At 59.9% G+C, this 3,116-nt stretch carries 3 protein-coding genes; all 3 read right to left on the reverse strand.

The features are described from left to right. Positions 1-711: glycosyltransferase (locus tag ACLHHB_RS09925; protein ID WP_410218123.1), on the reverse strand; the 711-nt coding region annotated here is incomplete at its 3' end. Positions 712-715: 4 nt separating this feature from the next. Further along, positions 716-1,735, reverse strand: coding sequence for a glycosyltransferase family 2 protein (locus ACLHHB_RS09930; protein WP_410218124.1), 1,020 nt, complete (start codon positions 1,733-1,735; stop codon positions 716-718). Beyond that, positions 1,735-2,916: a glycosyl transferase family 1 gene (locus ACLHHB_RS09935; RefSeq protein WP_410218125.1), complete on the reverse strand. Its 1,182-nt coding sequence runs from the start codon at positions 2,914-2,916 to the stop codon at positions 1,735-1,737. The genes ACLHHB_RS09930 and ACLHHB_RS09935 overlap by 1 nt, the downstream gene beginning before the upstream one ends. Positions 2,917-3,116: the final 200 nt, after the last annotated feature.

Here is a 3,116-nt window from a genome sequence, read left to right on the forward strand (position 1 = left end):
GGTCTGGCCCATCCGGTAGCGTCGGGCCGCAAGCCATTTGAAGCGCGCGCGGTTGCTCGGGACCGGCTCCTCGACCCAGGCATCGTCGGCGTAGGAGATACGACCGCCGGCGAGATGAAGCCGTGTGAAGAACTCGGTATCCTCGCCGCCGCTCCTGCCGCGCGAGAGGTCGAAGCTGAGGCCGCGGAGGGCCTGCGACCGCCGATCGATCAGAACATTGCACGTGTAACCTGTCCGGATCGTCCCCTTAACGACCACGGGATAGGTCGAGTGGAAGTCATGGTCTCGCATCCAACTGGGAGTGCCTTCGGCGTAAACGGCCCGAACGGGACCGAGAACGGCGTCAGCAGCGTCCCTTTGCATTACGGCGACGAGACGTGACAGCCAGACAGGTGTCGCCGTCTCGTCGTCATCGATGAAGGCGCACATCTCGCCCTGAGCAGAGTCGAGGCAGGCGTTCCGGGCGACCGAGATGTTGGCCGCGGGGGCATGAACGTAATGCACCGGCCACTCGATCTTCCGCGCCGCGGCCTCTACTGTCTCACGCGCGCTTGGCTCCCGATCATTGTCAGCGACGACGACCTCGATCCTCGTTTCCGGGGGCAGGATCAGTTCGCCGAGTGACAGCAGGGTCTCCGCGACGCTGGAACGCCGGAATGTGCAGATGCACACCGATATCAGTGTTAAAGCTGGAGGGGATGGAGCGATCACGATGTCACGCCCGCCAGCTACGGACGTCTGCGATCTGAAGCCAGAAGCCGGTCGACCAGCCCAGGTGCATGATCATGGCCGCAAAGCCCGCGAGCAAGGCTTCCACCTTGCCTGTCCGCAAGCCGGCAACGATGCTGTAGGCAAGGCATGCAAGAGCCCAGACCATGAATGGAGCAGCTGCGGCCCAGCCGATTAGGGAGCCAAGGAGCGGAGCGATAAACGCCAATCCTACGGCCGGTGCGACAGACAGAGGTACCAACTGACGCAGCTTTGGTATGGTGCGATGCTTGGCAACATTGCGGGCCCGCCCACGCCCGTAGTTGACATACTGCCGGAAAAGATTTGTCGCAGTAGAGCGCGGAAAATACGTCATCCTCGTGCGATCTGTCAGCCAGATACGCGATCCATGCCTGCGTAACCGATAGTCGAGCTCAGCGTCCTCATTGTGGCTGAACCGTTCATCGTAGCCGGATGCTGCTCGGAATGCATCGACGCGCATCAAGGCGTGATGGCCATGATCAACGAACCGGCCAGATGCGCCAAGCCGGTGGTGCGATCCCCCTGTGCCCAGTGGGGAATTCTGCGCGAACGCTACCGCGCGCTGAAACAGCGACCTTCCGGCGGTGTGCATCGAAACAACCACCGATTCGACGCCGGTACGCTCCGCCTCTGCTAAAAGGTCTCGGCAGTAATCGCGAGGATAACTTCCGTGAGCGTCGATGCGGATGAAATACTCACATCCGTCGCCGTGGGCGGCGAGAACCTGGTTCACGCCAGCGCTTTGCAAACGCAGTGGGTTGTGAACAAGATAAACGAGCGGCTCGGATCTCCGCACACCCTCAACGATGGCCTGCGTCCCGTCTGTGCTGCCGCCGTCGACCACAAATATTGAACACCCGATTTCGCGGGCTTCTTCAAGAAGCTGGCCGAGCAGCCCACCGATATGTCCGCTCTCGTTAAGACAGGGTATGATGATGAGGCAATGAGGATACTTTCGCGCAGAAGCTTCCGAGACGTCAGTCATCAAATTCGCAACACGATTTCTGCGGCCCTGACATCACCGATGCTTTCACCGGCTTGCAAGATGTCGACAAGGCGCTCGCATTCTGCCTGCCCACAAATGAAGGCGGGAGGCGACGCTATGGCTTTCGCCACGACTTCCCGCTGCCGGGCTGCTAAGTCTGAGGCCTCAAGGAGATCGCAAAGAGCTTCCGGAGAGGCCTCAAGGAGAACCTCGCCGATCTTGTTCTCGGCGAGGTAGCGGGCGGTTTCCGTCCCTGCGATGGCGATCGGGACGCCGCCGTGCAGACAGCCTTCATAGAGCCGATTTGGTAATAGCCAGCTTGAGTTTAGTCCTTCTTCGAAGAAGTCTATTGCCCACACATAGTCCACTTCGCCGTAAATAGTGGCGAGATCGTCCGGTGAGCGATAGGGCCCTTCAAAGCGCATAAAGGGTTCCGCCGCTACGAAGCCGTCGAAATCATCGAACTCGGTGCGAGCAGGCCTGCCGCGCAGGACGATTTCATAACGGCCGTGCATGCGCCGCGAAAATTCTGCCAGGAGATGCACGGACTTTCGGCAGCGAAGCGCGCCAAACCAGCCGATACGAACAGGCTCACCATCCGGCTTCAGCGCCAGCGATCGAGATCCTGCGGCTGTTTGATCGCCGGTCACGTCTAGCACCTTGTTTTCGATCAGGACAACCGGCTTTCGCAGGCCCTGAACCCCGTTGAAATACTCGCGCACGAAGGCTGGCGAGCTGGTCATGATCAGGGGAACGTCGGAGAGGAGGTGCCGTTCCATTCGGCGCAGGACTTTGCCTATCGCATCTTTGCGCAGCAGCAGCCGATGGACGTCAAGGCTCTCGTAGACGACCTTTGGGCGTTTGCCATCGTGCCGGCGAAGTTTCATCGCAAGCACCAGCATCTCGAGATTGCGTGCGATGACGATATCGGCGTCGGTGTGCGTGAAGTTTTTCTGAGGGAGCAGTCGAAGCGAAATGATCTTGGCAACACGCTGCTTGAAATCCCGGTCATAGGTCCGGCCAAGGTCGACTGCAGGATGAACGCCGACGTTCTCGATCGGACGTTCATCACGCCTGAAGCCCGCGACGCTTACACGGGCGCCACCAATCATCAGCATGTCCAGGCGCCGTTTGACGGCAGCGTCACGGAGATCATGGGCAAGGTACAAGATGCGCAGCATTCGCGTGAGCCCGAGATCCTCTGATCGCTTCCGTTGTATCCTGCCCTGGGGCAGACCTCTGCCGCTGCAGGCGCTTCCAGCACAATACCCTTCGAACAGGCCGTCCCTCTGGGCAGCTAACGCCGGAGCAACGGCCACCAAACTATTCTAATATGAGGACTGTGGCACAGGGAAGATTTGTGAGTCAATCTAGCGGCAAG

The sequence above is a fragment of the Paracoccus sp. (in: a-proteobacteria) genome (assembly GCF_046462195.1).
In the GTDB taxonomy this organism is placed as follows: domain Bacteria; phylum Pseudomonadota; class Alphaproteobacteria; order Rhodobacterales; family Rhodobacteraceae; genus Paracoccus.

Excerpts from the sequence above, each read along its gene's own strand:
- ACLHHB_RS09930 (WP_410218124.1), bottom strand. The coding sequence starts at position 1,735 with ATGACTGACGTCTCGGAAGCTTCTGCGCGAAAGTATCCTCATTGCCTC.
- ACLHHB_RS09935 (WP_410218125.1), bottom strand. The coding sequence starts at position 2,916 with ATGCTGCGCATCTTGTACCTTGCCCATGATCTCCGTGACGCTGCCGTC.